Source organism: Pseudomonas alkylphenolica (genome assembly GCF_016009175.1).
GTDB classification, from domain to species: domain Bacteria; phylum Pseudomonadota; class Gammaproteobacteria; order Pseudomonadales; family Pseudomonadaceae; genus Aquipseudomonas; species Aquipseudomonas alkylphenolica_B.
The window spans coordinates 26,530-52,305 of sequence record NZ_JADUCM010000002.1 but is presented as its reverse complement, the minus strand read 5'-3'; the positions used below and the strand labels follow the sequence as shown (position 1 = coordinate 52,305).

Here is a 25,776-nt window from a genome sequence, read left to right as displayed (position 1 = left end):
CGACCCATGGGGTTATTTACGGGAGAAATGTACAACCAGTTTGTCGCCCACGCTCTGCAGCACTTGAACCAGAATCAACAGCAGCACCACGGTGACGACCATGACATCGGTCTGGAAACGCTGGTAGCCAAAGCGGATCGCCAGGTCACCCAGGCCTCCCGCGCCGACCACACCGGCCATTGCGGTGTAGGACACCAGGGTAATGGCCGTTACAGTGATGGCGGCGAAGATGCCCGGGCGCGCCTCGGGCAGCAATGCATTCATGATGATCTGGCGAGTGGTTGCGCCCATCGACTGGGTCGCTTCGATAATGCCGCGATCAACCTCGCGCAGCGCGGTTTCCACCAGGCGCGCGAAGAACGGCGTAGCCCCCACCACCAGCGGCGGAATGGCCCCGGCGACGCCCAGCGAGGTGCCGGTGATCAGCACCGTGAACGGAATCATCACGATCAGCAGGATGATGAACGGCAGCGAGCGCAGCACGTTGACCACAAACGACAGCAGGGCATACACGCCCTTCTGCTCAAACAGCTGGCGTGGGCCGCAAAGGAACAGCAGCACGCCCAGGGGCAGGCCCAGCAGCACGGTGAACAGCAGCGAGCCGAACAGCATGACCATGGTGTCGATCGTTGCCAGCCAGATTTCGGCCCAGTCGACGTTGGCAAAGAAACTCAGAGCGTCCATTAACGCAGTACCTCCATATGAACATCAGCCGCCGTGAAGCGGGCGAACGCCGCTTCCATGTCGCCGCCAGTGACGGCCAGGGTCAGCTGCCCATACGGGGTGTCTTTGATACGGTCGATGCGGCCGGCGAGGATGCTGTAGTCCACCCCGGTTTCGCGGGCGACGGTGCCCAGCAGCGGCGCGTACGTGGAGTCGCCCTGGAACGTCAGGCGCACGATGCGACCCGGCACATGGGCGAAGTCGTCGCGCTGCTCGTTCTCGTCGATTTGCTCGTCTTCCTGGACGAAGCGCTTGGTGGTCGGGTGCTGCGGATGCAGGAAGACATCGGCCACCGGCCCTTCTTCGACAATTTTCCCGGCGTCCATCACGGCTACCCGGTCACAGACCCGGCGGATCACGTCCATTTCATGGGTGATCAGCACGATGGTGAGCTTGAGCTCGCGGTTGATCTCCGCCAGCAGTTGCAGCACCGAGGCGGTGGTTTGCGGGTCCAGCGCACTGGTGGCTTCGTCGCACAGGAGGATTTTCGGCTTGGTCGCCAGGGCACGGGCAATACCGACGCGTTGCTTCTGGCCACCGGAAAGCTGCGCGGGGTACTTCTTCGCATGTTCCGACAGGCCAACGCGGGCCAGCAGTTCGCTGACGCGGGCGTCGATCTCCTTGCGCGACAGCTCGCCGGCCAGGGTCAGTGGCAGCGCGACGTTGTCGGCGACAGTCTTGGAGGCCAGCAGGTTGAAGTGCTGGAAAATCATCCCGACCTGTTGGCGGAAGCGGCGCAGGTCATTGGCGTTGAACGCGGTGACATCTTCACCGTCAACGATGATCTTGCCGCCGCTTGGGGCCTCAAGGCGGTTGATCAGGCGCAGCAGGGTACTTTTGCCGGCACCGGAGTGGCCGATCAGTCCGAACACCTGGCCGTCTTCGACACTCAGGTTGGTCGGGTGCAGCGCGGGGATGTCCCTACCGGCGACGCGGTAGGTTTTATGCACATTTTGGAACTCGATCACGTAGCGAACCTTGTGGGGCGCATGGAATAAGGGTCAGCGGTTAGCCGGGGCCGGCATTTTAGCCTGTTCATATAGAGGTTCTTAGCATTTATTTCGCAATTGACCAATGCTGCAGGAATAACGCGATCAGTGGTCAATCCAAATGAACGCTCGCCGTCAACACCCGGTCACTACTGCAAGGGCCCTGCCTGGGGCCGAACCGCGACTGATCGAGGAGAGCGTTCCAATGCCCAGCACGAAGAAACCGTCCAAGGAAAGTCAACTGGCCGGCACCCAGACCCCCGACCGGGCCAACACCAACGCCAAGCTGCAAAGCTTGGAAGCCTTTCGCAGCGATGCCACCGACCAGGCGTTGCGTACCAATCAGGGCGTCAAGATCGCCGACAACCAGAATAGCCTGCGGGCCGGTGCGCGTGGCCCGTCGTTGCTGGAAGACTTCATCATGCGTGAGAAAATCACGCACTTTGACCATGAGCGCATCCCTGAGCGTATCGTGCATGCCCGGGGCAGCGGCGCCCACGGCTATTTCCAGTCGTACACATCCCATGCCGCGCTGACCAAGGCCGGATTCCTTCAGGACCCGGAGAAGATCACCCCGGTGTTCGTGCGCTTTTCCACGGTGCAAGGGCCGCGCGGATCGGGCGACACTGTGCGCGACGTGCGTGGCTTTGCGGTCAAATTCTTCACCGATGAAGGTAATTTCGACCTGGTCGGCAACAACATGCCGGTGTTTTTCATCCAGGACGCCATCAAGTTCCCCGACTTTGTCCATGCAGTGAAACCCGAACCGCACAATGAAATGCCCACCGGTGGCTCAGCCCACGACACCTTCTGGGACTTTGTCTCGCTGGTGCCGGAGTCGGCGCACATGGTGATCTGGGCAATGTCTGACCGTGCCATTCCAAAGAGCCTGCGCACCATGCAGGGCTTTGGCGTGCATACCTTCAGGCTGATAAACGCTGAAGGCAGGTCGAGTTTCGTCAAATTCCACTGGAAGCCCAAAGCAGGGGTCTGTTCGCTGCTCTGGGACGAAGCACAGAAGCTTGCCGGCAAGGACACCGATTACCACCGCCGTGACCTCTGGGAAGCGATCGAGACCGGCAATTATCCGGAGTGGGAGTTCGGGGTGCAGATCGTCGCTGAAGAAGATGAGCACAAATTCGACTTCGATCTGCTCGACCCGACCAAGCTCATCCCCGAAGAGCTGGTGCCGGTGACCCCTTTGGGCAAGATGGTGCTCAACCGTAACCCGGACAATTTTTTCGCCGAAACCGAGCAGATCGCCTTCTGCCCCGGGCATATCGTCCCCGGTATCGACTTTTCCAATGACCCGTTGCTGCAGGGGCGGCTATTTTCCTACACCGATACCCAGATCAGCCGCCTTGGTGGCCCTAACTTCCACGAAATCCCGATCAATCGTCCGCTGGCGCCCAACCACAATGGTCAGCGCGATGCCCAGCATCGGGTCACGCTGGACAAGGGCCGCGCATCCTACGAACCCAACTCGATCGATGGTGGTTGGCCGAAGGAAACTCCGGCAGCGGCCAGCAATGGGGGCTTCGAGTCCTACCCTGAGCGGATCGAGGCGCACAAAGTGCGTCAGCGCAGCCCCTCGTTTGCCGATCACTTTTCCCAGGCGCGGCTGTTCTTCCACAGCATGAGCGCGACTGAGCAGGCGCACATTGTCAGTGCCTACAGCTTTGAGCTGGGCAAAGTTGAGCGAGTGCCCATCCGCACGCGGGTGGTGAATGAGATTCTGGCCAATATCGACCTGAAGCTGGCGGCGCGGGTAGCGGCGAATCTCGGGTTGCCGGCGCCGAAAAAGGCCACGGTCGAGGTGCCTGCGCCGGGCTTGAAGCAGTCGCCGGCCTTGAGCCAGATGAATCTGCTGGGGGAAGGCATCAAGGGCCGCAAGGTCGCGATGCTGGTTGCGGATGGCGTGGATGGCGAGCATGTCGATGCCGTGGTCAAGGCACTGCAGGCAGAAAGTGCGCAGATCAAGCTGCTGGGGCCGACGTCGGCTGCGGTGAAAACGGCTCAGGGCAAATCACTGGAGGTCGATGCGTCAATTGAAGGCATGCCTTCCGTGGCCTTCGATGCAGTATGGATTCCGGCCGGCAAGGCTTCGCTGCAAACGTTGCTGAACAGCGGTACAGCCCTGCATTTTGTCCTCGAGGCTTACAAGCATCTGAAACCCATGGGGCTTGCCAGCGAGGCGCAACCGTTGCTCGACAAACTGGGCCTGAAGACCGACAGCGGCTTGTTGCTGGGCAGCGACGCGAAAGCCTGCAAAGCCTTCATCAAGGCCATCAGCAAGCATCGGGTGTGGGCGCGGGAGGCAGCGGCTCAGGCGATTCCCGCCTGAGGGTCAGGTCAGGGTGCCCATATGGGCACCCTGTCGCTCAAGGACGGCGTGGGATCAACACCGCCTGGGCAGGCTGGTTGCGGTGAATCTCGTGGGATTGCTGCAGGGCGAACGCGTGGTCGAGCTTTTGCACGCGCTTGCCCAGCAGGGTCTTGAGCCACGGCGCGTCATCTTTGCGCGGTACCTGGAACACCACGTCGCACTGGTAATTCACCACATCCGCGGCGATGTCGTCGAGTTGCCGACGCATTTCGCGAATATTGGTGGTTTTCAACGCCACCACGGTGCTCGGTGCAGTCGGGTCGATCAGCTTGGCCTTCGGCCGTGCTTCGGCAGCCTTGAGGGCCGCTTCGGCCTGTTCCAGCTCAGCCTTGCGGGCCTGGGCAATGGCACCGTTGACGCCACCGGTCAAGGCCGGCGCCTTGGGCATCAGGGCACGGGCACGGCTCAGCGCTGTGGCGGCGGCGTTGACGTCACCCTTTTGCAAGACGATCTGGCTGCGTTGCAGATAGGCTTCGGCCAGTTGCCGCTGGTGCTGCTCTACCCGGCTGTCGTTGGGGTCTTGGGCTTGCAAGGCGGCGAGCTGGTCTTCTGCGGTTGCCAGCTCACTGCTGGCGATGCTTTGCTCCAGTTGCTGCCAGGCATCGGGCTGGGCAGGTGCGACGTTGTCGGCCGGCGTGCTGGAGCACGCGGTCAGGATCAGCGAGAACGCGGCAAGGAGTAGATAACGGGAGGCGAACGGCTTCATTCCTGCGACTCTCTATTTGCGCAAAAAGCGAGCAAGTCTACACCCTGACCGCAGACTCGAAAATAAATCTTCAGGGCCCCGCATGATTTAACTGATGCAGGGTGCAACCGCCGGGGCTGCACCCTGGCTATCAACGCCGAGGTAACGCCAGGCTCAGCAAGAATAGCACTGCTGCGCAGACCACGATCGAGGGGCCTGCCGGGGTGTCCTTGAACCAGGACAATGCAAGGCCGCCACACACCGCGGTAACCCCCAGCAAACTGGCGCCCAGGGCCATTTGCTCCGGGGAGCGGGCGTGACGTTGCGCCGCAGCGGCCGGGATGATCAGCAGCGAGGTGATCAGCAATACACCGACGATCTTCATCGCCACGGCAATCACCACCGCGATCAACAGCATCAGTGCCAGGCGCAGGGCGGCGACAGGCAAGCCTTCAACCATGGCCAGCTCTTCATGCACGGTCACCGCCAGCAAGGGGCGCCAGAGTGCAACCAGCAACAGCAGGACGGCAGCACTGCCACCGAGGATCCACGCCAGGTCGCCAGGGCTGATCGCCAGCAGGTCGCCGAACAGGTAGGCCATCAGGTCGATGCGCACATCGTGCATGAAGCTCAGCACCACAAGGCCCAGTGACAAGGTGCTCGGCGCCAGAATCCCCAACAGCGTATCGGACGCCAGCGGCTGGCGCTGTTGCAGGGTAACCAGCAGCAGCGCCAATAACAGGCAGCCGACCGTGACCGCCAGGGCCGGGCTGATATCCAGCACGAAACCCAGGGCTACGCCTAGCAGTGCGGCATGGGACAGCGTGTCGCCAAAGTACGCCATGCGCCGCCAGACCACGAATGAGCCGAGGGGGCCTGCGACCACCGCCAGGGCCAGTCCTGCAAGCAGGGCGTAAAGCAGAAAATCAGCCATGCTTGCAGTGTTCTCCGTGTACGTGGCCACCGGCGGCCGGGGTAACCACCGAACCGTGCAGGTCGTGGGCGTGGTCGTGATGGTGGTGGTAGATCGCCAGGCTTGGCGCATTGTTGCCGAACAACTCGACGAAGGCCGGGTCGCCGCTGACCTGCTCCGGGTGACCGGAGCAGCACACATGACGGTTCAGGCAGACCACCTGGTCGGTGGTACTCATGACCAGGTGCAGGTCGTGAGAGACCATCAGCACGCCGCAACCATGGCGGTCGCGCAGGCGGGTTATCAGGCCGTACAGCTCAGCCTGGCCGGCCACATCGACACCTTGTACCGGCTCGTCGAGCACCAGTAGTTCAGGTTCGCGCAGCAAGGCACGGGCAAGCAGCACCCGCTGCATTTCACCGCCGGAAATCGTCTGGATCGGGCTGTCGATGACCTGTTCGGCACCCACTTCCTGCAGCGCGCTCAACGCTGCGGCACGGTCCACACCTGGCACCAGGCGCAGAAAGCGCAACACCGACAACGGTAACGTGGCATCCACCTGCAGCTTTTGCGGCATGTAGCCAATGCGCAGGCGCGGCTTGCGCCATACAGAGCCGGTGTGGGGCTTGAGCAGCCCAAGCACCGCGCGCACCAACGTGGTCTTGCCGGCGCCGTTGGGGCCGATCAGGGTAACGATCTGTCCCGGTTCGACGGCCAGGTCAATGCTGTCGAGCACCGCTTGACCCGAGAACGCTACGCCGACCTGTTCGAGGCGAATCAGCGCGTTGCTCATCAGGCGCTCCGGCAGGTGCTGCACAGGCCGACGACTTCGACGGTTTGCGCTTCAACGCTGAAACCGACGTCCTTGGCGCTGGCGACAATGGCATCGCTGATGCTGGTCTGCTCCAGCTCGATTGCAATGTGGCACTCGCGGCAGATCAGAAATTGCCCCTGGTGGGCATGCTCCGGGTGGCTGCAGCCGATAAAGGCGTTCAGCGATGCAATGCGGTGTACCAGGCTGTTCTCCAGCAGGAAATCCAGGGCCCGGTACACGGTAGGCGGCGCCGCCCGGCGACCATCCTGCTCGCTCAGCACAGCAAGAATGTCGTAGGCGCCCAGTGGCTTGTGACTCTGCCAGACCAGCTCCAGCACGCGCCGGCGCAAGGCGGTCAGGCGCAAGCCTTGGCGCGCGCACAGGGCATCGGCCTCGGCCAGCGCGCTGTGAACGCAGTGGGAGTGGTCGTGGGGGCGGTTGGCCAGCGGAGTATTGGGCATGGGCGGCGACGGTTCTGATTAGAGACGTTATTATGTTACCTGTTCCTGCCCCTGAGAGTGGTCATCGTGTCCCGATTTTTTGCCCTTTTTGTCGCTTTTATCGCCACCGTGATGATGGCTCAGGTTCAGGCCGAGGTCCGCGTCCTGGCCAGCATCAAGCCTTTGCAGCAGATCGCGGCGGCGGTCCAGGACGGTGTTGGCAGCCCTGACGTGCTATTGCCACCGGGCGCCTCACCGCATCACTACGCCTTGCGCCCGTCCGACGTGCGCAAGGTGAGCGATGTCGAGCTGTTGTACTGGATCGGACCGGACATGGAAGGCTTCCTGCCTCGGGTACTTAAAGGGCGCAGCAAGACCACCGTGGCCGTGCAGGACCTGCCCGGCTTGCAGTTGCGCCACTTTGGCGAAGACAGCCACTCGCACGAGCATGACGACGATGGCGACGAGCACGATCACGACCATCGCCCCGGTAGCCTTGATGCGCACCTGTGGTTGTCGTCCGCCAATGCCCGGGTAATCGCGGCAAAAATGGTCGCCGACCTCAGTGCAGCCGATCCGGCCAATGCTGCCCGCTACCAGAGCAACCTGAAAGCCTTCGACGCGCGTCTCGACGCCCTCGATGCACGCCTGCAAAAGCGCCTGGCCGGGATCAGTGGCAAGCCGTTCTTTGTTTTTCATGAAGCGTTCGATTACTTCGAGTCGGCTTATGGTCTGAAGCACACCGGGGTTTTCAGTGTCGCGGCCGAGGTGCAGCCGGGTGCCCAGCATGTGGCAGCGATGCGCAAGCGCCTGCAGGCAGTCGGCAAGACCTGTGTGTTCAGCGAGCCGCCAATGCGTCCGCGCCTGGCCGAAACCCTGACAGCGGGCCTGCCGGTGACGCTTGCCGAACTGGATGCGCTGGGCGGCACTGAGCCGGCCAGTGCTCAGGGCTATGAGCAACTGCTGGAGAAGTTGGGGAATGATCTGGCGGGGTGTCTGGAGAAGCTCTGACAGCCGCTTTGCGGTTTAGAGCCAGCACGCATCCCAATGCGGATAATCTCCGACCCGCGATACGAGCCCGGCTCTTAAAGGATTGGCGACGATATAGCGAGCTACGGCCAAAATATCGTCCTCCCGGCGCAGGGCCCGGTCGTGAAATCCTTTCTGCCATAATCGGCCGTGCCGGTTGCTGGATTTGTTGATCAGACCTGTGCTGCGACATTTCATTCGCCGCATCAGTGCATCCAGCGTGACGTGCTGCAATTCGACGAGCCAGTGTATATGGTCGGGCATCACCACCCATGCCAGGGATTTGGCCAGGTTGCAGTCTTGAGTTTGTCGTAGTTGCTCGACAACCATTCTGGCCAGGTGGAAGTCGGCAAACACAGGTTTGCGATGTTCCACCGTGGTGGTCAGCAGATACACCTGACCCGGGATTGATACCCGGCCTTGGCGCAGGCGATGGGAAGCTGGACGGTCCATGTCGTGCTCCATGAGAAGGAGCGTGCAGGATAGTTGTCTCAGACCGGTTGGGCGCTGGGTTAATAGCACTTGATATTTCGGTTCCGGATTGCGACCGCTTCGCGCTCGATCGCAGGCTGCGCCAGCTCCCACATGCGAATCATTGTGGGAGCCGGCAGCGCCGGCGATGGGCTGCACAGCAGCCCCCGGGGCCAAGCCTGGTTACAAGGCAAACGGCAAGGCGATGCTCACCTGCTGGCGCGCTGCCAGGCGCACTTCGAAATCTGCCGGATCGTGGATCAATACGTCCATTCCGGCAAACGACTCTGCGGCGATCAGACGCGACAGCCAGAAGCGCACGCAGGCGATGCGCAACATCACCGGCCACACCTGCGCTTCCGCCGAGGTGAACGGCCGCAGCGACGCATAGGCACCCAGCAGTGCACGTGCTCGTGGCGCATCGATGTGGCCGGCGTCGTCGCAGCACCAGTCATTCAGGGTGATCGCCAGGTCGTAGAGCATCGGGCCCGAACAGGCGTTGTAGAAGTCGATGAGGCCGGTCAGGTGCGTGCCTTCGAACAGCACGTTGTCGCGGAACAGGTCGGCATGCAGGTTAGCCCGTGGCAGGGCCATGATCTGCGCCTTGTGCTCGGCGATTTCGTCCAGGCAGCCCTGTAGCAATGCCTGCTGCTCCGGGGCCAGGCGCGGCATGAGCTCGGCGCCGGTCTCCAGCATCCAGTCCAGGCCGCGGTCAGTCTTGCGCTCCAGGACCTTGTCGCGCGTGGCCAGGTGCAAGTGGCCGAGCAGCTCGCCGATCTGCACACAGTGCTGGTTGTTGACGTCCTTGATGTGTTTGCCCGGCAGGCGTGGCTGCAGCAACGCCGGTTTGCCGGCCAGCTCGCGCAGGGCCACGCCATCATTCCCGCGCAGGGCGTAAGGCACCGGCAGGTCGGCCTCGTGCAGCACGTCGAGCAACTCGATGAAGAACGGCAGGTCCTGAATCGGGCCACGTTCGACCAGCGTCAGCACGTACTCCCCCTGCTCCAGGCTGACAAAGAAGTTGCTGTTCTCGGTACCGGCGGCGATGCCCTGGAAGTCCCGCAGGCGACCCAGGCCATACGGCGCCAGAAAAGTTTCCAGCTCAGGCCGGGTCAGGGGGGTGAAGACTGACATGATCAAAAATTGCCCATACGGGCACTTCTACTGGGAAGTGCCGGGTTGATAGGAAAGGTACGGCTTATTTCCACTCGAAGATTTTCCACGACGGAATCAGCATGTTCGGCTGGTCGGAGCGGATATAGTTTTCCTCCGTACCATCGGCGCGCACCAGGAAATAAGGCTTGCCCCCTTTCGGGGTGACCTTGATTGCGTACAAAAAGCCATTCTGGCGGTATTCCTGAATGGTTTTATCGCCTTCCTGGCGAATGGTTACATCGGGTTCGGCCGTTGGTGCGTCATCCGCTGCCAGCGCGACGACCGGCGTGACTGCCAACAGGCTGAGCAGCAACAGGCGATTTAGTGTACGCATGATAACCTTGTCCCTTTGTCGTCAATGTTCCGGACATTCTAGCGCCGGGCCCGTCGAAAAGGTTGATTCTGCTCATGAGCCAAGCTCCCCTCGTCCTGGTGGACGGTTCCTCATACCTCTATCGCGCCTTTCATGCGCTGCCGCCGCTGACTACGTCCAAGGGCATGCCGACCGGTGCAGTCAAAGGCGTGCTGAACATGCTCAAGAGCCTGCGCAAGCAGTACCCGGACAGTTTGTTCGCGGTTGTCTTCGATGCCAAGGGCGGCACGTTCCGCGACGAAATGTTTGCCGAGTACAAGGCCAACCGGCCGAGCATGCCGGACGATCTGCGGGTGCAGATCGAGCCGTTGCACGCCAGCGTCCGCGCGCTGGGGTACCCGCTTCTGTGTGTCGAAGGCGTCGAAGCCGACGACGTGATCGGCACCCTCGCCCGCAGCAGCGCCGCTGCCGGGCGCCCGGTGGTGATTTCCACCGGCGACAAGGACATGGCCCAGCTGGTGGATGGCCACATTACCCTGGTCAATACCATGACCGGCACCGTGCTGGATGTGCCGGGCGTCCATGAGAAATTCGGCGTCGGCCCTGAGCACATCATCGATTTTCTCGCCCTGATGGGCGACAAGGTCGACAACATCCCGGGCGTACCCGGTGTTGGCGAAAAGACTGCCGTGGGTCTGCTCACTGGCATCGGCGGTGGTCTGCGCGAGCTGTACGAGAACCTCGACAAGGTTCCCGGCCTGGCCATTCGTGGCGCCAAGACCTTGCCGGCAAAGCTCGAAGAACACCGTGATGCCGCCTTCCTTTCCTACGAACTGGCGACCATCAAGATTGATGTGCCGCTGGACGTGCAAGTCGATGAGCTGGTCTGCGGCGAGCCGGACCGTGAGGCGTTGCTTGAGCTGTACACCGAGATGGAATTCAAGAGCTGGATCGATGAGGTGCAGCGCGAGGCCAAGCGGGCCGGGCAGGAGATCGTCGCTGACGAGCCTGAGGCGGTCGTCGAAGCCAAGTACGAAACCATCCTTGACCAGGCCCGCTTCGACGTCTGGCTGGAAAAGCTGCGTAACGCGCCGCTGTTCGCCTTCGATACCGAGACCACCGGCCTGGATGCACAGCAAGCGCAGCTGGTTGGCCTGTCGTTCGCCGTGCAGGCCCACGAGGCCGCTTATGTGCCGCTGACCCACACGTACATGGGCGTGCCTGAGCAACTGGATCGCGACACGGTACTGCTGGCGCTGAAACCGCTGCTCGAAGACCCGAAAAAGCTCAAGGTCGGGCAGAACGCCAAGTACGACATGAACATCCTCGCCAACTGCGCCATCGGCGGCGATATCGCCAACGGCATTCAGATGCAGGGCGTGGCGTACGACACCATGCTTGAATCCTATGTGCTCGATTCGACGGCTACCCGTCACGACATGGACAGCCTGGCGCTCAAGTACCTGAACCACACCACGATCGGTTTTACCGACATCGCCGGCAAGGGCGCCAAGCAGCTGACCTTCGACCAGATCAACCTGGAACAGGCCGGCCCCTATGCCGCCGAGGACGCCGACGTCACTCTGCGCCTGCACCAGGCGCTGCAACAGAAACTGGCGAAGACGCCTAGCGTCCTGCCGGTACTGACCGATATCGAGATGCCGCTGGTGCCCGTACTGGCGAAGATCGAGCGTCAGGGCGCCTTGGTGGATGCCAACCTGCTCGGCATCCAGAGTGTCGAACTGGGCGAGAAGCTGGTGCAGCTGGAGCGCGAAGCCTTCGACATCGCTGGTGAAGCGTTCAACCTCGGTTCGCCCAAGCAGCTGGGGGTGATCCTTTACGAAAAACTCGGTATGCCGGTGCTCAACAAGACTGCCAAGGGCCAGGCGTCCACGGCTGAAGCAGTGCTGGCGGAACTGGCCGAGATGGAGTTCCCGCTGCCCAAGGTGCTGATGCAGTACCGCTCGCTGAGCAAGCTCAAAAGCACCTATACCGACCGCTTGCCGGAGCAGATCAACCCGCGTACCGGACGTATCCACACCTCCTACCAGCAGGCTGTGGCGGCGACTGGCCGTTTGTCATCCAGTGATCCGAACCTGCAGAACATCCCGATCCGTACCGCCGAAGGCCGCAGGATTCGTCAGGCGTTCATTGCAGCGCCCGGCTACAAGCTGCTGGCAGCGGACTACTCGCAGATCGAACTGCGCATCATGGCCCACCTGGCCAAGGACGAAGGGCTGCTGCATGCCTTCCGCAACGACCTGGACGTGCACCGGGCCACGGCGGCCGAAGTCTTTGGGGTCGACCTGGCGGATGTCACCACCGACCAGCGGCGCAGTGCCAAGGCGATCAACTTTGGCCTGATCTACGGCATGAGTGCCTTTGGTCTGGCGAAACAGATCGGTGTCGACCGCAAACAGTCACAGGCTTATATCGATCGCTATTTCGCCCGCTACCCAGGGGTGCTGGCCTACATGGAGCGCACCCGCGCGCAAGCCGCCGAGCAAGGCTTTGTCGAGACCCTGTTCGGGCGTCGGCTGTACCTGCCGGAGATCAATGCGAAGAACCCGGCCTTGCGCAAGGGCGCGGAACGCACGGCGATCAACGCACCGATGCAGGGGACGGCGGCAGACATCATCAAGCGCGCCATGGTTGCTGTGGATAACTGGCTGACCGACTCGGGCCTTGATGCCCGCGTGATCCTGCAGGTACACGACGAACTGGTTCTGGAGGTTCGCGAGGATTTGCTTGAGCAGGTGAAGGAACAAATTCGTCCGCACATGAGCAATGCGGCCCAATTGGATGTGCCGCTGCTGGTTGAGGTCGGAACAGGGGCGAACTGGGACGAAGCTCACTAAAAAAGCAGCTAAATGCAGGGAAACGTTGCGGCATATCGTCGCGGCTTTCTCTGCGTTTATAAGCGGGCTAAATGAAGTTTTTTTGCGTTATCGCAAATAGTTTCTAAACCTTCGGAACTAAACCGGTGAACCACGACTCAGAGTAACTGAATGGCTGGTGAAGCCCTTCGATGCTCCTATGTTGTGTTAAGTGTTGGCAGATATCTGGACCCCGCCCTAGCGGTCCGGAACTTGGACCCCGAACTTCCCCCTCCCCATACGAAGTCCGGGGTTTTTTTTGCCCGGCGTTTGCCGGGCAGCCCTTATTCTGCGGGCTTGTCAGGCAGTTCCATCCAGTTCGCCAGCACACCGTAGGCCTCTTCCAGGCCTTGGCGTTTTGGTGCCGAGAACAGCTGGATGGTCACCGCATCACCCCAGCCTTTGCGGATTTCCGACTGCACCTTGAGCAAGGTGTTCTTGGCCGCGCCGAAGGTCAGCTTGTCGGCCTTGGTCAGCAGGATATGCATCGGCATGCCGGCGGCCTGCGACCAATCGAGCATCATTTTGTCGAAGTCGGTCATCGGATGGCGCACGTCCATCATCAGGATCAGGCCCTTGAGGCACTCACGGCTGCCCAGGTAGGCCTCCAGGTGCTTTTGCCAGTGTTGCTTGAGCGGAATAGGAACTTTTGCATATCCGTAGCCCGGCAAGTCGACCAAACGCCGTTCATCGTCCAGACTGAAGAAATTCAACAGCTGGGTGCGTCCCGGAGTTTTCGAGGTACGGGCCAGGCTGGCGTGGGTCAAGGTATTCAGCGCGCTGGACTTGCCGGCGTTGGAGCGGCCGGCGAAGGCTACTTCATAACCCTGGTCTTCCGGGCACTGGTCGACCTTGGCAGCGCTGAGAGCGAATTTGGCCTGTTGGCAGAGACCGAGGATGGGGTTTTTGACTTGCATGGTTTATCCGGTTGGGCGTTGCACGAGGGCGTCTCGGCAAGCGGTGTCGTTTCCGTTTCAGTAACGGGAGTATATAATGCCCCAGTTTTTGTGTGCGCATTATCCCAGCGTAGGAGGATGTGCACGAGGGCGGTTGAATCAAGCTTGCGCGGTAGAACGCAGTGCAACCGCCAACCCTGAAAGGTCGTTCGTATGACGAAATGGCTGCTTGCTCTAGGTGTCTTGATACCGTTTTTCAGCGCTCAGGCTACACAGGATCCCCAGGCAGTGTACAAGCGAGCATGTGTCGCTTGCCATGCCGGACAGCTACCGCAGGCGCCGCAACCGGGTGACCAGGCGGCGTGGGAGCCACGGCTGGCGCAGGGGATGGAGACGCTGGTGAAGCATGTCACACAGGGTTTCAAGGCTATGCCGCCGCGTGGATTGTGCATGGACTGCAGTGCCGAGGACTATCAGGCGATCATCCAGTGGATGAGCCGGAGTCCCGATACATAACTCTTTCACCCTTAGCCGTAGTTGGATTAGCTGATGAACAAACTACTCGTGAGTCTGCTGTTGACCTTGGGCGTCACCGGTGTAGCCAATGCCGCAGGCAATCTTACAGGCGATGCCGCGGCTGGTCAGGCCAAAACTGCTGTATGTGGCGCGTGTCATAATCCGGACGGCAACAGCATGGCGCCGAACTTCCCGAAACTTGCCGGCCAGGGTGAGCGGTACCTGGAGAAACAGCTTCACGACATCAAGTCGGGCAAGCGCACCGTACTGGAAATGACCGGTATGCTCGCAGCCTTCAGCGATCAGGACCTGGCCGACATTGCCGCGTACTTCTCCAGCCAGAAAGGCAGCGTGGGTGCTGCTGATCCGAAACTGGTAGAGCGGGGCGAAGCACTGTTTCGCGGTGGTGACATCGACAAGGGCCTGCCAGCCTGCACCGGTTGCCACTCTCCAAACGGTGCCGGCATCGCCCTGGCGGGCTTCCCGCACCTGGGCGGCCAGCATGCAACCTACGTGGCCAAGCAGCTGACCGACTTCCGTGAAGGCAACCGTACCAACGATGGTGATGCCACCACCATGCGTACCATCGCCGCCAAGTTGAGCAACAAGGACATCGAAGCACTGTCCAGCTACATCCAGGGTCTGCACTGATCCCGGTGGCAACGTTAACGCTGGGTTAATACTGCGGCGTAATGATGAAAAGGGTGGCTTGGGCCACCCTTTTTTATGCCCGCTGCCGTTACACTAACGAACTCGGGCCCGCTTCGACCTGTCTCACGGCAGGTCGCGTAGAGGCGACCAAATTGACTGCTCAGGAGTGAAGCATGCGTAAACTGATTCTCAGCGCTGCGCTGGTGGCTGCCAGCGTATTCGGTATGACCGCCCAGGCCGCGGAGCCTATCGAAGCCGGCAAGCAGTATATCGAGCTGAGCAACCCGGTTCCGGTGTCGGTGCCTGGCAAGATCGAAGTGGTTGAGCTGTTCTGGTACGGCTGCCCGCACTGCTATCACTTCGAACCGACCATCAATCCATGGGCGGACAAGCTGCCGGCCGACGTCAACTTCAAGCGCGTGCCTGCCATGTTCGGCGGCCCTTGGGATGCCCACGGCCAGATGTTCCTGACCCTGGAATCCATGGGTGTTGAGCACAAGGTCCATGCGGCGGTATTCGACGCCATCCAGAACCAGCGCAAGCAACTGACCAAGCCTGAAGACATGGCCGATTTCCTGGCGACCCAGGGTGTCGACAAGGACAAGTTCCTGTCCACCTTCAACTCCTTTGCCATCAAAGGTCAGGTAAAGCAGGCCAAAGAGCTTGCCAAGAAATATGAGATCACCGGCGTTCCTAGCCTGGTGGTCAACGGCAAGTACCGCTTCGACCTGGGCAGCGCAGGCGGTCCTGAAGGCGTCCTGGACGTTGCCGACCAGCTGATCGCCAAGGAGCGCGCCGCCAAGTAAGCGGCGACCACCATGCGCCGCTGGAAAGCTGAGCGAGGCGTTGGCCTGCACGATCCGCGGGTCAACGAACATCACCTGCAGGCTAACGGCCTGCCAGAGGATGGGCGGCTGCGCCTGCTCAGTTTCAACATCCAGGTGGGCATCAGCACTGAGCGTTACCGGCATTACCTGACCAAGAGCTGGCAACACCTGCTGCCGCACAACGGTCGTGCCGGCAACCTGCAGAAGATCGGCTCGCTGCTCGGCGATTTCGACCTGGTGGCACTGCAGGAAGCCGATGGTGGCAGCCTGCGCTCCGGCTACATCAATCAGGTCGAACACCTGGCCCAGTTGGGCGCCTTTCCTTACTGGTACCAGCAGCTGAACCGTAACCTGGGGCGTTTTGCCCAGCACAGCAACGGTGTACTCAGCCGCCTCAAGCCGCAACTGCTTGAAGATCACCCGCTGCCCGGCCCGGCCGGCCGCGGTGCCATTCTCGTGCGTTTTGGCGAGGGTGAAGATGCGCTGGTGGTGGTCATGATGCACCTGGCGCTAGGCTCCAAGACCCGTGCCCTGCAACTGGCCTATATCCGCGAACTGATCGGCGGCTATCGGCACCAGGTGTTGATGGGCGACATGAACACGCATGCCACCGACTTGCTCGAGCATTCGCCCCTGCGCGACCTCGGCCTGATTGCGCCTCAAGTGCAAGCCACCTTCCCCAGCTGGCGGCCACAGCGTTGCCTTGATCATATTCTGCTCAGCCCGAGCCTGACCCTGGAGCGGGTCGAGGTGCTGGCCCAGCCCATTTCCGATCATCTTCCGGTCGCAGTTGAGATTCGTTTGCCTGAAGCTCTCGCTGTGGATACGCTGCCCGCTTTGAGCTAATTGCCATCACCCCTTTGTGGACCCAGGCATGACCGACGAAGCCCAGCGCTGGAAAGAAAAATACCTCAAGAGTATCGAACAGCAAGAGAAGCTCGAGCGCCGTTGGGAAGCGCGGCTCGACTTGTTGCGCCGTGGCCTGGTGCGCAGCACCCTGGCGGCTGAAGGCAGCGACCGCGCCGTGGACCAGTGCATGAAGGAAATGCGCGAGGTCATTCGTACCGACAACATGGACGCGGCGCTGGCGGGGCTTATTCCACGCCTGGAAAAAGCAGTACTGGATTCCGAACAACGTCGTGAAACGCGTATTGGCCAGGTCAGCACCGCGCTGAATTCGCTGGTAAGCCAGTTACAAAGCCTGCCATTGCCCAGCGATGTCAGTCGTCCGTTGAAGAAGTTCGCCAAGCAACTGGATTCGCGGGCCACTCAGTCACGGGAAATGCCATTGTTGCTGGGCGAGCTCAGTGGCTTGCAGGGCCAGGCGCTGGCGGCACTGGAGCGGCCAGAAGCGGCACAACGCCCCGGTCTGCTGCAGCGTCTGTTTGGTGGCAGGGAGCTGGAAGCCGAGGGGTTGCAGCCGGTGTTGGCAGGTGAGGCGCAGGTGTTGTCGAGTGCTGTTGCAGCGCCTCCACCCGTGGCGTCTGCCGAACCCGCTGTTGCCCGTGATGAGCCGGTGGATGTCGATGAATTGCAGCCGCTGATTGAGGCTGAACCTGAGACTCTTGTTGCCGAAGCCGAAGCCGAAGCCGAAGCCGAAGCCGAAGCGGAACAGATTAGCCTTGAGCCGGCGGCGAGCGAACCGGCGCAGGCGCCCGAGGCTGAACTGCAAGCGCCTGGGCCGCAGGCGTCGGTAGCAGAAGCCCCGTCCGAGGCACCGGAGCACGCCGCCGAGCTGCTGGAAGAGTCGATCCACTATGCCCTGCCCGATGGCACTGAGCCAAGCTACAGTTCAGTCGCCGCGCACATCGAAGAAACCCTGCTGGGGTTGCTCGACGACCTGAACTTTCCAGAGCGGCACAAAGCCCAGGCGCAGCATGTGCGTGAGCGCCTGGAACATGGCCTGAACTGGTATGAACTGCTGCCGGTACTCGACGACCTGGCCGTCCTCATGTTGGCCATCAACGACAGTGGCCAGCACGAATTCGAAGAGTACCTGCAGCAACTCAACGAGCGGCTGGAATCGTTTCAGAGTCACTTGCAGGAAGCCAGCGAAGGGCACGCGGACAACAGCACGGCCGCCCGCCACCTCGACAGCCAGTTGCGCGAGCAGGTCGATGGGCTGCAAAGCAGCGTGCAAGGTGCTGCTGACCTGGGCAGCCTCAAGCATATTCTGGAAAACCGCCTCGAAGGCCTGCTGGGCACGATGGATGAGCACCAGCAGCAGCGTGATCAGCGCGAACAGGAAATGGCCAGTCGCCTTCAAGGCCTGGCTGAACGGGTAGCCAGCATGGAGCAGGAAGCCATGGGCTATCGTGAACACCTGGAAGAGCAACGGCAAAAAGCCTTGATCGATCCGCTTACCGGTCTGCCCAATCGAGCGGCCTGGTCAGAGCGCGTGGACCAGGAAGTGCAGCAGTGGCAGGAACAGGGTGGGCATTTGCTGATGGCCATCCTCGACCTTGATCATTTCAAGCGGATCAACGACAGCTATGGCCATCAGGCTGGCGACAAGGTACTGAAAATTGTCGCCAACGTGCTGAGAAAGCGCCTGCGAACGCGGGATTTCATTGCCCGTTTCGGCGGCGAGGAGTTTGTCTTGCTGATCCCGCAGACCGGGATGGCGGCCGGTTGTCAGTTGGCCGAAGCCTTGCGGGCGGCGATTGAGGCCTGCCCGTTCCATTTCAAAGGCGAGCGGGTCACCATCACCCTGTCGATCGGCATCAGTGCATTTCGCTCCGGGGAGCGTAGCGACGTGGTGCTCAAGCGCGCTGATGAAGCCCTGTATCGCGCGAAACATCTGGGTAGAAATCGGATCGAACAGGGCTGAGTGGCAACAAGGAGGATACGTTATGCTATTGCATTACAGATCACCACATGTGCCCTACCCGATGAAAGCCTTTTTTACTGCGCTGCTGCTACTGACCCTGGCAGGCTGCAGCAGTGGCCTGCGGATCGACCGCAGCCACCCTTCGGTCAATCAGGACAGCCGTATCCAGTTCGTTGTCCTGCACTACACCAATGCCTCGCTTGAGCGTTCGTTGTCGTTGCTGACGCATGGCGAAGTGAGCGCCCATTACCTGATCGGTGATTCGCCGGCGACCGTCTATCAACTGGTCGACGAAAGTCGTCGCGCCTGGCATGCCGGTGACAGCCAGTGGGATGGCCGTACCTGGCTCAACTCCAGTTCCATCGGCATCGAGATCGTCAATCCGGGCTTTACCGACTCGCCGAACGGCCGGGTCTGGCATCCCTATACCGAAGAGCAGATCCAGGCGCTGATCGTGCTGCTCAAAGACATCGTCAAGCGTAACAATATCGCGCCTCGCTACATCATCGGCCACAGCGACATCGCACCGTTGCGCAAGCTCGATCCGGGCCCGTTGTTCCCCTGGAAGCGACTGGCGGATGCCGGCCTGGGCGTCTGGCCGGATGCGCGGGCGGTGGCCCAGCAGCAGGCGCGGTTCAACGTAAACCCGCCGAGCATCACCTGGTATCAGCAGCAGTTGGCGCGATTTGGTTATGCCATTGAGCAGACCGGCGTCTACGACGTCAGCACCAAGCATGTGCTGGCCGCCTTCCAGATGCGCTTCCGGCCCCAGCGTTTTGACGGGGTACCTGACGCACAAACGGCGGCGATGCTGCAGGTGCTCAACAGTCGTTGATCACCGGCGCCGCCAAACGGCCAGGCTGACTTGTCCGACAGTTGCTATACCTCTTGGTATTCAACTGGATGTTACTTGATGTCAGCTGCCTTATCCGTGCTGCGCCACTTGCTCTATCGTCCCTGGTTATTGGCCACACTCGCGGCTTCGGCCAGCGCAATCCTATTGCTGCTGGCCAGTATCGGTGTGGCGATGCACCAGGTACAGGTAAGTGAAAGCGAGCAGATGAACGCGAAGGGCGAGCGTTTTCTTGAGCGCCTGGAGCAGATTTTCGGGCAGCTGCGCGAAGGTGTCGACGAACTCCAGGCTCAACCCCTGCGTGGCTGTAGCACCGAAATGCTCAAGGTGCTCCAGTATGTGGGGTTCAGCTACCGCTTTGTGTATGAGGCGGCCTACGTCGATGGCACGCTTGCCTGTTCCAATCGCATTGGCCAGCGCACCATCAACCCGTTGCGGGCCCCGGACATTCAGGGGCCGACCTACAGCTACTGGCTCAACACCACCACCGAACCGGATGACAACCTCGCCGCACTGATGCTGGGGCGAGGCAAGTTTCTGGTGTCGACGTCCCGTGGGCATTTGACCGATGTCGTCGATCTTCCGCCCAATGGCAGCCTGCTGGTGGTGCTGGACAACGGCGCGCGTGCGGTACCGGTGCTGGGGCCACCCCAGGCCTGGCCGCCTTCCAGCCACTGGCCGCCCAAATCCCTGGATGCGTTGCTGGAGCTGCCTGATCGCCTGATCTACCGCATGCCGACCAAGTCGCCGGATTATCAACTGGTGTTGATTGCCCCGCGTGCCAGCCTGCCGTTGAAGATGAACGGTGTGCTTTGGCTATTGTTCCCTGGCAGCCTGGTGCTGGCGTGGTGTATTGGCTGGCTGGTACTGCAACTGGTCCGTCAGCACCGCTCGATGAGTTCAGAGCTGCAAGGTGCGTTGCGTCGGGGTGAGTTGCAGGTGCTGTATCAGCCAATCTTCGAGCTCAATAGCCGACGCTGCGTTGGAGCTGAGGCCCTGGTGCGCTGGCGGCGGCCGGATGGTACCTTGACCAGCCCGGATCTGTTTATCCCGTTGGCAGAAAATACCGGCCAGATCCGGCAGATCACCGATTTTGTCTTGCAACGCGTGCTTGAGCAGCTGGGCCAGGTATTGCGTGCCAACCGGCAACTCTATATCTCCGTCAACCTCGCTGCGTGCGATGTCATGGTGCCGAGGATAGGCCCGGTGGCCGCACGGCTGCTGGCGTTGCACCATGTAGCTGCCAGCCAGATCGCCTTTGAGGTTACCGAGCGTGGCCTGATCGACGTGGTGGTCGCCCGCGATAACCTGCAAGCGTTGCGCGCAGTCGGCCATCAAGTGCTGATCGACGATTTTGGCACCGGCTATTGCAGCCTGGCCTATCTGCAGACGCTGCCCGTGGACTGCCTGAAAATCGACAAGGCCTTCATTGATGCGCTGGGGCATGACGCGGCCAGCAGCGGTGTGGCGCCGCACATCATCCGCATGGCGCATGCCCTGCAGTTGCGGGTGATTGCCGAGGGTATCGAGTTTGAGAACCAGGCCATGCTGCTCAACAGCGAAGGGGTGAATTACGGTCAGGGCTGGCTGTTCGCCCACCCCTTGAGTGCCCGACAATTTGTCGAGCTGATTACCCGGGGCCGACGCATGACGCCGCGGCGACTCGATGATGAGGCGTGATACGGAACGCCTTCAAACGGGCAAGGCCATGTAGAACTGGGTACCCTGGCCGGGACGAGAGTAGACGCCCATGCGCCCGCCATGCAGCAGAACGATTTCCTTGCACAGCGCCAGCCCAAGCCCTGCCCCACCTTTCTTGCGCCCGACCTGGACGAACGGTTCAAAGATTCGTCCCTGCTGGCTGTAGGCAATGCCCTCACCATTGTCTTCGATGCTGATGATGACCCGCTCGGCATTACGCCTGGCGTGCAGGCGGATACAGCCGGCCACGGGGGTATGGCGCACGGCATTATCAAGCAGATTGTCCATCACCCGGTCCAGTTGCGTCGCGTCGGCCTGGATATGGGGCAGTGGTGTCACCAATTCCACCTGGATGTTGATCTGCTTGTCGCTTGCAACGGCGGCGAAGCGGTCGCTGGCTCTGGCCAATAGTTGGTCCACGGCACAGGGCATGAGTTCGAGCTTTTGCTGGCCACTCTGGTAGCGGGAAAAGTTCAGCAGGTCGTTGATCAACTGGGTAAGGCGCTGCATTTCATCGCTGATGGTGTCGACCAGATCGGCTTCACGCGCCTGTGGCGCAAAGGTCAGGCGCTCACGCAGCAGGCCGAAGGCCATGTGCATGCCAGTAATGGGTGTACGCAGTTCGTGCGAGGCGCGCAGGACGAACTCGCTGCGTACCCGCTCGAAGGCCCGTTGCTCGGTCACGTCATGCAGCACCATGACGGCGCCGAGAATCTGGCCGTCGGGATGGCAGACCGGTGTCAGGCTGTAAGCCAGCAGGCGGGGCTCTTCTTCTATATCCAGGCTCAGGTCTTCGGGCACCCGGTCGAGGCTGGCGCCGCGCAATACCAGGCGCAGCTGCTCATCCAGCGCAGGACGCTGTAGCGCTTCCCCCAGCCCGATCCCCAGGCGGCTGTCGTCCCAGCTCAGTTGCCGTTGCGCGACCGGGTTGATGTGCTCGATGTGACCCTGACGGTCGATGATCAACAAACCGTCATCGATGCTGTCGAGTACCGCTTGCAGGCGTTGTTGGCCAGCGAGCAGTTCGTCGACGTTGGTAGCCTGATGCTTGCGCAGGGCTTGCGCCATCAGGCCGAAACGCCGGGTCAACAGGTTCATTTCCTGCGACTGGGACACGGGCAGGGTAACGTCGAAGTCGCCTTGGCCTATCTGGTCTGCCGCCTTGGCCAAAGCTTCAATGGGCTGACCAAAACGCCGGGCGATGCCGTGAGCGGTCACGAACCCCAGAATCAAGACGGCCAGGCCTACCAGGCCCAGTACTCCAGCAATCAACAAGGCGCGGTCGTAGGTCTGCTGCTGGCTTTGACTGATGTGCTCAAGAGCGCGCTTGTGTGCCTCGAGCAGGTCACTGCGAAGCGCACTGAAGGCTTTGCCCAGCGGTTGATCTGCGCCCAGGTTGCGCGGTGTAGGTGTGTCGCGAAGCACCTGGAGATAGTGTTGGTAATGGTTGTTGGTGTCGGCAAAGCCTTTGTCGGTGCCCTGCTCGCTCTCCAGCCTGATCCCTTCGTCCAGCGATGCCTGAAAGCGTGCCTGCAGGCTCTCCAGCAAGGCGGGGTCGGGGGATGCATTGAGTATCAGGGTCAGTTGCTCTCCGAGATTTCGCCGTAGCTCCAGGCCAAGGTCCAGGACTACGGCATTCTCACGGATCAGTACCTGCTGCGAACTGGCCATTTGTACGACACTGACCAGGCCGAGCAACAAGCCGAGCAACGCCACGGTAATCAGCGCCGAGATACTGAGGAAAAGCCGCGTACGCAGCTTCATCGCCCATTTCATAAGTTGTACTGCTTGCGCTTGCGGTACAGGGTCGAGGCATCGATGCCCAGGGTCTTGGCGGCCTGATCAAGGGTTTCGGCGGTAGCCAGAACGGCTTCAATATGGGCGCGCTCCAGCTCATCGAGGCTCAGCGCCGCGCCGATGCGCGGGGTGTTGCTTGCCGGTTGCTCTGCCATGCCCAGGTGGCTGATCTCGACCCGCTCCTGCGGGCAAATGATGCTGGCACGTTCAACCACGTTACGCAGTTCACGAATGTTGCCTGGCCAGCGGTAGTTGAGCAGCGCCGCCCGTGCCTCGTCACTGAAGCCGCGTGCCGGGCGTGAGTACTCTTTGACGAACCGGGCAAGAAAGCGATCGGCCAGGGTCAGGATGTCCTCGCTGCGCTCGCGCAAGGGCGGCAGGTGCAAGGTGATGACGTTCAGGCGATAGAGCAGGTCTTCGCGAAAGCGCCCATCGCGAACCATGTCTTCAAGGTTGAGGTTGGTCGCGGCCAGGATGCGTACATCGGCACGGCGGGTTACCGGGTCGCCGACCCTTTCATATTCCTTATCCTGGATAAAACGCAGCAGTTTGGGCTGCAGCGGCAGCGGGAAGTCGCCGATCTCGTCGAGAAACAGCGTGCCACCATCGGCCTGGTTGACCCGCCCCAAGGTGCTTTCACTGGCGCCGGTAAAGGCCCCGCGGCTATGGCCGAACAGTTCGCTTTCCATCAATTCCGTTGTCAGCGACGGGCAGTTGATGGTTACGCAGGCTTTTCGCGCGCGTTTGCTCCAGCCGTGAATGGCCCGGGCCAGTTCGCCCTTGCCGGTACCCGACTCACCCAGTATCAGGATGTTGGCATCGGTGGTGGCGACTTGCCGGGCGGTCTCCAACACCACCATCATGGCCGGGCTGTGGGAGTCCAGGCCGTCCTTGGGTTTGTTCACTTCACCTTCGAGCGCTTCAAGGCGTGCCGACAGCTGACGTACTTCCAGTTGTTTGGCGGCGGCCAGGCGCAATTGGTCAGGGCTGCAGGGTTTTACCAGGTAGTCGGCAGCGCCTGCCTGAATGGCGTCGACGGCCGTATCGACGGCCGAGTGGGCCGTGACGATCACGATGCGCATCCACGGCGCCTGGATACGCATCTGCGCCAGTACATCCAGGCCGTTGTCATCACCCAGGCGCAGGTCGAGAAAGCACAGGTCGAAGACCTGGCGCTGCAACAGGCTCTCTGCCTGGGCCGCGTTGTTGGCGGTGGCCACGCTGTAGCCTTCATCTTCCAGGCAGTAGCGAAAGGTGCGAAGGATGGCAGATTCGTCGTCGACCAACAGGATACGACCTTGATGTTCCTGGGGTGCATCCATTTCCTACGCTCCTTTTAAGAATGATCTCTATTAGTGCCGGAGAAGTCGGGCAAGTTGCATGCCTGCTACCGAATTACTTCAATGCCTGCATGGTAGTCGCTGGTTTCGGACAAATCATGCAAAACGCCCGACGTCACAAGGCGCATCGTGCAGGATACGCCCTGCTGAAATTCAGAACTCAAAACAACATATTGATTAATAAGGGAAATTAAATTTCCTATGGCTGGCATGCACGCTGCAACTACCCCTGCAAGACATCGATAAATGCAGCAGGAGGAGCCCGGCAATGAACCACGTACCCGCCACCCGAATGCAGGTTTCCCCGCTTCTGGTACGCCAAGGGTTGTTCTTGAGTCTGGCGCTGCTGCTGACCCTGATTGCTGGCCACCTCTATTGCAGCGTGCAGGTTGCCGGGGATGCCAGTGATGCAGTCGGGACGGTACAGGCGATTACAGTGCCGAAGCCGACCCCCATGGCCGTGATGCAGTCGCGGTCAGCCGTGGCAACCACCGCTCCAGTTGAAAGCAGCGTGGTACGTGAGCGCTGGGTGTTCTGAGACTGCAGCGATTTTTTCTAGAACGGTAAGGAGAATCACCATGTTGAGTTGGGCTATCACCTTCCTGATCATCGCCATTATCGCAGCCGTACTGGGCTTTGGTGGTATTGCTGGCGCCGCTACCGGCATCGCGAAGATCCTCTTCATTATCTTCCTGGTGCTGTTTGTGGCTTCCTTCTTCTTTGGTCGTCGCGGCAGGGGTTGAACATGAAAGGGACGCTGTACAACGCCTTGGCTGCCGCCCTGCTCGTGGGCGGCAGCGGTTGGGCGATGGCGGCCAGTGATGGCCAGGTACGAGTCAACCAGCTGCTGGCTTCGGACCCCGAATACCAGAGCACGTGGCAAAAGGTGGTCGAGAAGGAAGAGCGTCTGCCCGAATGGGTGCTCAACCTCTCTGGCGTTTCTGAGCAACAAATGTCTGGCGAAGTGGAAGATGGCGACAAGTTTTTGGTCGGGCCACTGTGTGAAGCCGCGCAGAAGTGCCTGAACAAGCGCTTGATCGTTGCCTTCAGCTGGGACAAGGAGGACGCCTACGCCATGCTGGTCGAGGTACCGGAGGGGCTGCCGGGCGAAAAATCCCCGACCCGTCATGCCGACTACCGGTGGTTGGGCAAGCCGGATTCGGGCATGCAGGCGCTGTTGAAGGAGCAACTCAAACGTGATCCCAACTGGTACTGAATGCGCTCCGGCATTCAGTACATATATAGAAGCTGAACCTTTTTCCATTTCAGGCTTCTATGTTGCGCCCGCCTGAGGAAGGCCGGCGCACGACCAAGGGGCCGGGCTGCTCTGATTGTTTCAGGATCGGAGAGGCCTAGGGGTACATGGAGTACCTCCGATGAGGGCCGGGTCGGGTTGAGCGGTAGCGGAAGTTACAGGTCGGGCGTCACCCTGCCGGGAGATGCTTGATCTGACTTCCGTAACGCTTTGTTCATCACTCCATCGTCCTACGCTACCTATCCTCTTTTCCTTCCGAGTGCGGCGACGCATATTTTCGGGTGACCGTACATCGATATTTTTTCACCCCGTCCGG

The 25,776-nt window shown here is 60.9% G+C and carries 25 protein-coding genes; 13 read left to right on the top strand and 12 right to left on the bottom strand.

Features of this window, described 5'->3' with window-relative positions:
* Nucleotides 1–12 precede the first annotated feature (12 nt).
* Both I5S59_RS02475 and I5S59_RS02470 read right to left on the bottom strand, forming a co-directional pair.
* Nucleotides 13–684, bottom strand: coding sequence for a methionine ABC transporter permease (locus tag I5S59_RS02475; RefSeq protein ID WP_197875257.1), 672 nt, complete (start codon nt 682–684; stop codon nt 13–15).
* The gene (locus tag I5S59_RS02470; protein WP_197875256.1) at nt 684–1,691 is read right to left on the bottom strand and encodes a methionine ABC transporter ATP-binding protein; all 1,008 of its coding nucleotides are present in this window, start codon (nt 1,689–1,691) and stop codon (nt 684–686) included. The genes I5S59_RS02475 and I5S59_RS02470 overlap by 1 nt, the downstream gene beginning before the upstream one ends.
* A gap of 142 nt (nt 1,692–1,833) precedes the next feature.
* Between I5S59_RS02470 and katE the strand changes: the two genes are divergently transcribed.
* Nucleotides 1,834–4,056, top strand: coding sequence for a catalase HPII (gene katE / locus I5S59_RS02465; protein ID WP_197875255.1), 2,223 nt, complete (start codon nt 1,834–1,836; stop codon nt 4,054–4,056).
* 37 nt (nt 4,057–4,093) lie between these two features.
* Here katE and I5S59_RS02460 read toward each other — a convergent pair whose 3' ends face one another.
* The 4 genes from I5S59_RS02460 to zur form a co-directional block, all read right to left on the bottom strand.
* The gene (locus I5S59_RS02460; protein WP_197875254.1) at nt 4,094–4,804 is read right to left on the bottom strand and encodes a PA5502 family lipoprotein; all 711 of its coding nucleotides are present in this window, start codon (nt 4,802–4,804) and stop codon (nt 4,094–4,096) included.
* A gap of 130 nt (nt 4,805–4,934) precedes the next feature.
* Nucleotides 4,935–5,717 carry a zinc ABC transporter permease subunit ZnuB gene (gene znuB, locus I5S59_RS02455; RefSeq protein WP_197875253.1) on the bottom strand — a complete coding sequence of 261 codons (783 nt, stop codon included), beginning with the start codon at nt 5,715–5,717 and terminating at the stop codon, nt 4,935–4,937.
* Nucleotides 5,710–6,489 carry a zinc ABC transporter ATP-binding protein ZnuC gene (znuC, locus tag I5S59_RS02450; protein WP_197875252.1) on the bottom strand — a complete coding sequence of 260 codons (780 nt, stop codon included), beginning with the start codon at nt 6,487–6,489 and terminating at the stop codon, nt 5,710–5,712. Before znuC ends, znuB begins: the two co-directional genes overlap by 8 nt.
* Nucleotides 6,489–6,971, bottom strand: coding sequence for a zinc uptake transcriptional repressor Zur (gene zur, locus I5S59_RS02445; protein ID WP_197875251.1), 483 nt, complete (start codon nt 6,969–6,971; stop codon nt 6,489–6,491). The genes znuC and zur overlap by 1 nt, the downstream gene beginning before the upstream one ends.
* A gap of 66 nt (nt 6,972–7,037) precedes the next feature.
* Here zur and I5S59_RS02440 point away from each other — a divergent pair, with 66 nt between their 5' ends.
* The gene (locus I5S59_RS02440) at nt 7,038–7,961 is read left to right on the top strand and encodes a zinc ABC transporter substrate-binding protein (protein WP_197875250.1); all 924 of its coding nucleotides are present in this window, start codon (nt 7,038–7,040) and stop codon (nt 7,959–7,961) included.
* Nucleotides 7,962–7,976: 15 nt separating this feature from the next.
* On the opposite strand, the gene I5S59_RS02435 is transcribed toward I5S59_RS02440, so the two are convergent.
* The 3 genes from I5S59_RS02435 to I5S59_RS02425 all read right to left on the bottom strand — a co-directional run bounded on the left by I5S59_RS02435 (nt 7,977) and on the right by I5S59_RS02425 (nt 9,939).
* Nucleotides 7,977–8,432 (bottom strand): REP-associated tyrosine transposase, encoded by a 456-nt coding sequence (locus I5S59_RS02435; RefSeq protein ID WP_197875249.1) that lies wholly within the window; start codon nt 8,430–8,432, stop codon nt 7,977–7,979.
* Nucleotides 8,433–8,633: 201 nt separating this feature from the next.
* On the bottom strand, nt 8,634–9,584 hold the full coding sequence (locus I5S59_RS02430) for a homoserine kinase (protein WP_197875248.1): 951 nt from the start codon (nt 9,582–9,584) through the stop codon (nt 8,634–8,636).
* 64 nt (nt 9,585–9,648) lie between these two features.
* Nucleotides 9,649–9,939, bottom strand: a complete 291-nt coding sequence (locus tag I5S59_RS02425) for a DUF2782 domain-containing protein (protein ID WP_128322091.1) — start codon at nt 9,937–9,939, stop codon at nt 9,649–9,651.
* Between the two features lie 74 nt (nt 9,940–10,013).
* Between I5S59_RS02425 and polA the strand changes: the two genes are divergently transcribed.
* Nucleotides 10,014–12,776, top strand: coding sequence for a DNA polymerase I (polA, locus tag I5S59_RS02420; protein ID WP_197875247.1), 2,763 nt, complete (start codon nt 10,014–10,016; stop codon nt 12,774–12,776).
* Nucleotides 12,777–13,078: 302 nt separating this feature from the next.
* On the opposite strand, the gene yihA is transcribed toward polA, so the two are convergent.
* Nucleotides 13,079–13,711, bottom strand: a complete 633-nt coding sequence (gene yihA, locus I5S59_RS02415; RefSeq protein ID WP_128322093.1) for a ribosome biogenesis GTP-binding protein YihA/YsxC — start codon at nt 13,709–13,711, stop codon at nt 13,079–13,081.
* Nucleotides 13,712–13,903: 192 nt separating this feature from the next.
* Here yihA and I5S59_RS02410 point away from each other — a divergent pair, with 192 nt between their 5' ends.
* From I5S59_RS02410 to I5S59_RS02380, 7 genes are all read left to right on the top strand, one after another.
* On the top strand, nt 13,904–14,206 hold the full coding sequence (locus I5S59_RS02410; RefSeq protein ID WP_197875246.1) for a c-type cytochrome: 303 nt from the start codon (nt 13,904–13,906) through the stop codon (nt 14,204–14,206).
* A 33-nt stretch (nt 14,207–14,239) separates the two neighbouring features.
* A complete protein-coding gene (locus I5S59_RS02405; protein ID WP_197875245.1) occupies nt 14,240–14,857 on the top strand; it encodes a c-type cytochrome in 618 nt (205 codons plus the stop codon).
* Between the two features lie 173 nt (nt 14,858–15,030).
* Nucleotides 15,031–15,663, top strand: a complete 633-nt coding sequence (dsbA, locus tag I5S59_RS02400; protein WP_197875244.1) for a thiol:disulfide interchange protein DsbA/DsbL — start codon at nt 15,031–15,033, stop codon at nt 15,661–15,663.
* A 12-nt stretch (nt 15,664–15,675) separates the two neighbouring features.
* Nucleotides 15,676–16,530 (top strand): endonuclease/exonuclease/phosphatase family protein, encoded by an 855-nt coding sequence (locus I5S59_RS02395; RefSeq protein ID WP_197875243.1) that lies wholly within the window; start codon nt 15,676–15,678, stop codon nt 16,528–16,530.
* Between the two features lie 28 nt (nt 16,531–16,558).
* Nucleotides 16,559–18,514: a sensor domain-containing diguanylate cyclase gene (locus I5S59_RS02390; RefSeq protein ID WP_197875242.1), complete on the top strand. Its 1,956-nt coding sequence runs from the start codon at nt 16,559–16,561 to the stop codon at nt 18,512–18,514.
* 61 nt (nt 18,515–18,575) lie between these two features.
* On the top strand, nt 18,576–19,349 hold the full coding sequence (locus tag I5S59_RS02385) for an N-acetylmuramoyl-L-alanine amidase (protein ID WP_197875241.1): 774 nt from the start codon (nt 18,576–18,578) through the stop codon (nt 19,347–19,349).
* Nucleotides 19,350–19,427: 78 nt separating this feature from the next.
* Nucleotides 19,428–21,047 (top strand): EAL domain-containing protein, encoded by a 1,620-nt coding sequence (locus I5S59_RS02380; RefSeq protein ID WP_197875240.1) that lies wholly within the window; start codon nt 19,428–19,430, stop codon nt 21,045–21,047.
* A gap of 12 nt (nt 21,048–21,059) precedes the next feature.
* Here the strand turns inward: I5S59_RS02380 and I5S59_RS02375 are convergent, their stop codons facing one another.
* Together I5S59_RS02375 and algB are read right to left on the bottom strand one after the other, a co-directional pair.
* Nucleotides 21,060–22,844: an ATP-binding protein gene (locus tag I5S59_RS02375; protein WP_197875239.1), complete on the bottom strand. Its 1,785-nt coding sequence runs from the start codon at nt 22,842–22,844 to the stop codon at nt 21,060–21,062.
* The gene (gene algB / locus I5S59_RS02370) at nt 22,841–24,187 is read right to left on the bottom strand and encodes a sigma-54-dependent response regulator transcription factor AlgB (protein ID WP_197875238.1); all 1,347 of its coding nucleotides are present in this window, start codon (nt 24,185–24,187) and stop codon (nt 22,841–22,843) included. The genes I5S59_RS02375 and algB overlap by 4 nt, the downstream gene beginning before the upstream one ends.
* A gap of 286 nt (nt 24,188–24,473) precedes the next feature.
* Between algB and I5S59_RS02365 the strand changes: the two genes are divergently transcribed.
* The 3 genes from I5S59_RS02365 to I5S59_RS02355 are packed head-to-tail and all read left to right on the top strand — an operon-like array spanning nt 24,474 to nt 25,421.
* Nucleotides 24,474–24,743 carry a hypothetical protein gene (locus tag I5S59_RS02365; RefSeq protein ID WP_197875237.1) on the top strand — a complete coding sequence of 90 codons (270 nt, stop codon included), beginning with the start codon at nt 24,474–24,476 and terminating at the stop codon, nt 24,741–24,743.
* Between the two features lie 40 nt (nt 24,744–24,783).
* Nucleotides 24,784–24,948: a DUF1328 domain-containing protein gene (locus I5S59_RS02360; RefSeq protein WP_197875236.1), complete on the top strand. Its 165-nt coding sequence runs from the start codon at nt 24,784–24,786 to the stop codon at nt 24,946–24,948.
* Nucleotides 24,949–24,950: 2 nt separating this feature from the next.
* Nucleotides 24,951–25,421: an inhibitor of vertebrate lysozyme family protein gene (locus tag I5S59_RS02355; protein ID WP_197875235.1), complete on the top strand. Its 471-nt coding sequence runs from the start codon at nt 24,951–24,953 to the stop codon at nt 25,419–25,421.
* The last annotated feature ends 355 nt before the right edge of the window (nt 25,422–25,776 follow it).